The 3,573-nt window shown below is 45.3% G+C and carries 3 protein-coding genes; 1 reads left to right on the top strand and 2 read right to left on the bottom strand.

Annotated elements, in window-relative coordinates:
- Positions 1 to 145 precede the first annotated feature (145 nt).
- Together O9290_RS24295 and pdxA are read right to left on the bottom strand one after the other, a co-directional pair.
- Positions 146 to 1,510: an NAD-dependent succinate-semialdehyde dehydrogenase gene (locus O9290_RS24295; RefSeq protein WP_002757038.1), complete on the bottom strand. Its 1,365-nt coding sequence runs from the start codon at positions 1,508 to 1,510 to the stop codon at positions 146 to 148.
- 24 nt (positions 1,511 to 1,534) lie between these two features.
- On the bottom strand, positions 1,535 to 2,563 hold the full coding sequence (pdxA, locus tag O9290_RS24300; protein ID WP_288055635.1) for a 4-hydroxythreonine-4-phosphate dehydrogenase PdxA: 1,029 nt from the start codon (positions 2,561 to 2,563) through the stop codon (positions 1,535 to 1,537).
- Positions 2,564 to 2,820: 257 nt separating this feature from the next.
- On the opposite strand from pdxA, the gene O9290_RS24305 reads away from it, so the two are divergent.
- Positions 2,821 to 3,573 (top strand): RNA-guided endonuclease InsQ/TnpB family protein (locus O9290_RS24305; protein ID WP_288087628.1); only part of this gene is annotated, 753 nt, incomplete at its 3' end.

Here is a 3,573-nt window from a genome sequence, read left to right on the forward strand (position 1 = left end):
ATAAATGGGACTCAATATGATCAAAAATGCGCGGCATATTTTTAATCCGTAGGGTGCGCTCTTCGATAGCGTAACGCACCGACAATTGTGGTGGGTGATTTTGGTTATGGTGGTGGGTTACGCGTTGCTAACCCACCCTACTGATTTACTTAATCCAAACAGTTTTAACGTTGACAAATTCGCGAATACCTTCGACACTTAATTCCCGTCCAAAACCAGAACGTTTAATACCCCCAAAGGGCAAGCGAGGATCGGATTTAACCATACCGTTAATAAACACACAACCGGCCTCAATTTCGGTAATTAAACGCTCAATTTCTGCGGGGTTATTCGTCCAAGCACTAGAACCTAAACCAAAGGGACTATCATTAGCTAAAGCGATCGCTTCATCGATATTTTTGACTCGAAATAGTAAAGCCACCGGTCCAAAAAATTCCTCTTTTTCCCCCGGAGAACCGACAGGAATATCGGTTAAAATCGTTGGTAGATAAAAGTTACCTTTTCCCTCTAAACGTTGACCCCCCACAAGGACTTTACCACCCATAGCGACGGTTTTTTCGACTTGATGGGCAATTTCCGAGACGATCGATACCGTGGCCAAAGGACCGATATCAACAGTTTCATCGAGGGGATCACCAACTCTTAAAGCTTGGAATTTGGCCACTAATAACTGTTCAAATTGAGCGGCGACAGTTTCCATAACAATAAACCGTTTAGCGGCGATACAAGTCTGACCATTATTTAACAATCGCGCCGTTACTGCCGTAGCCGCTGCCGCCTCGATATCGGCAGTATCTAAAACGATAAAAGGATCACTACCTCCCAACTCCAAAACCACTTTTTTGATCTGTTTTCCTGCGGCGGCCGCTAAACTCATCCCCGCCGGTTCACTACCGGTTAAAGTGGCGGCTTTTACCCGTTCATCGTTAATTAAATCACTAACGCGATCGGCCCCGATCAAAAGAGTTTGAAAAGCACCTTCGGGAAAACCGGCTTCTAATAAAATTCTTTCCACCGCTAAAGCTGATTGGGGGACATTAGAAGCGTGTTTGAGTAGGCCGACATTTCCCGCCATTAAAGCGGGGGCAGCAAAGCGAAATACTTGCCATAAAGGGAAATTCCAGGGCATAACCGCTAAAATCACCCCTAACGGTTGATAACGGACAAAACTGCGACTAGCATCGGTGGTAATCAGCACATCTTCCAGATAACCGGCGGCATTATCGGCATAAAAACGACAAACCAAGGCACATTTGAGGACTTCTGCGATCGCTGATTTGATTGGTTTCCCCATTTCTAAAGTCATGGTTTTAGCCAATGCTACTTGATCCCGTTCCAAAATATCCGCCGCTTGCCGTAACCACTGTCCCCGTTCACTGATGGCGGTGCGGCGATACTGCTGAAAAGTGGCCTCAGCTAGGGCCAATTTCGCCGCCAATTCCTCCGAGGTTAGAGGGGTAAAAGTCTTGAGAATTTCTCCCGTGGCAGGGTTAACTGAAGCGATACCCATATCCCAATTGTCTCCTATCGAGGGCTATATCTCTAGTTTAGTTCTCCGGTTGTCCCGCTGCTGACATAATTCGATCGCTAATTGGATCGCCGCTTGCATACTCTGGGCCCTAGCGATGCCAAGACCGGCGATATCAAAAGCCGTCCCGTGGTCTGGAGAGGTGCGAACAAAAGGTAAACCGATGGTAGTATTAACAGCACAGTCAAAAGCCATTAATTTGACGGGAATTAGGCCTTGATCGTGGTATAATGCCAGATATGCGTCGGCGGGTTGCCCTGCACCGCTAAACCAAGCGCGTCCCGGTTCCACCCAAAGCGTATCGGGGGGGACAAGGCCGATTAATTGGGTTTGCGGGTATTTCTGCGCCATTGACTGCAACCAAGGCTGTAACCAGTCTTTTTCCTCCCTTCCCAGTTTTCCCGCTTCGCCACTGTGGGGATTAAGGCCGGATATGGCGATTTTGGGGCGCTCGATGCCGAAATCTAGCTTTAAAGACTCGATCAATAGGTCTAGTTTTCGGGTCATCAGATCGGGGTTAAGAGCATCAGGAACTTCTCGCAGGGGTATGTGGGTAGTGGCGAGGAGAGTGCGTAAGTTATAGCCGGTGTGAGGGGATTTAGCGACGAATAGCATCCCATAACGGTTAATTCCCGCCATGGTAGCTAAAACCTCCGTTTGACCGGGGAAATCATAACCAGCCAACTGCCAACAGGATTTGGCAATCGGACCGGTGACAATACCATCAAATTCGCCCTTGAGGGTGCGTTTTATGGCTTCTTGCAGGTAAAGAAAGCTGATTTCACCACTGTGGGCATCCCCACGCCCGCAAACGATTTTTTCTTGATTGTAGGGCAAATCGATCAGAGAAAAGCGATCGAGAAGATGGGGATCGTGATAGGCTTTTTCGAGAAGCGTTCTTGTCCCGATTAGAGTAATCTGACAACCGGACGAGATTGGGGAATCGGCGATCGCTTTTAACACCACTTCAGGGCCGATTCCGGCGGGATCACCGACGGGGATAACTAGACGGGGAATAAAAGAGGCGGATTCCATAAATTTTGGCCGTCAATATTGCTAATTCTCCCGATTAATCTCATCGTTGACAATCATCAGGAGGGAATAAATCAGTAAACAATCTTCAGTTTACCTAAAATGTCGGATGAATGCCCCCGCTAAATTTTTTGACAAGACATCAACCTTTGCGGGGGATGAAATCCGACCAGGATATTGACTGCGAAGCACGATTTTAATTCTACCATTTGTAGGTAAACTGTGTTATACTTAATTGATCCAGGGTCGAGGATTAATCAATGCTAGTCGTAGAAGCCAAGCTAAAAAACGGGACACCAGAACAATATCACCGGCTTGATGAAGCAATTAGAACATCTCAGTTTGTGCGTAACTCTTGTGTTCGTTATTGGATGGACAATAAGGGGACAACCCGGAATAATCTTCAAAAGCTTTGTGCGGTACTAGCTAACAATAAAGAGACACCATGGGTTAATAAATTAAACTCTCAAGCTCGTCAATCGGCTGCTGATAGAGCCTGGCAATCAATTAATAGGTTTTACCAGAATTGTCATGCTAAGATACCGGGGAAAAAGGGTTTTCCTCGGTTCAAAAAGCATAGCCGTTCGGTTGAGTATAAACTAACAGGCTACAAACTATCTGATGATCGACGTAAAATCAAGTTCACTGATGGTTTTAAAGCAGGAGAATTTGATTTATGGTGTAGTCAAAAAACCTTAGTTTATTATTCAGAGCAACAGATTAAACGGGTAAGAGTTGTTAGACGTGCTGATGGTTATTATTGCCAGTTTTTGATTGACATAGAACGGAAAGAATACCATAAACCAACGGGACAAATAACAGGAATTGACTTAGGGTTAAAAGAGTTTTATACTGACGCTCAAGGTAATACTGTAGAGAATCCACGTTATTTAAGAAAGTCAGAAAAACGACTAAAAAAAGCACAACGACGATTATCCAAAAAGTTTCGTCAAGGAAAGAAACAGTCTAAAAACTATCACAAGCAACGGGTAAAAGTAGCTAAACTTAATCTT

The organism is Microcystis sp. LE19-41.2A, from assembly GCF_027530405.1.
In the GTDB taxonomy this organism is placed as follows: domain Bacteria; phylum Cyanobacteriota; class Cyanobacteriia; order Cyanobacteriales; family Microcystaceae; genus Microcystis; species Microcystis aeruginosa.

What these genes read in the sequence shown, in the direction of transcription:
- O9290_RS24295 (WP_002757038.1), bottom strand. Translation starts at nt 1,510, where the DNA reads ATGGGTATCGCTTCAGTTAACCCTGCCACGGGAGAAATTCTCAAGACT.
- pdxA (WP_288055635.1), bottom strand. Translation starts at nt 2,563, where the DNA reads ATGGAATCCGCCTCTTTTATTCCCCGTCTAGTTATCCCCGTCGGTGAT.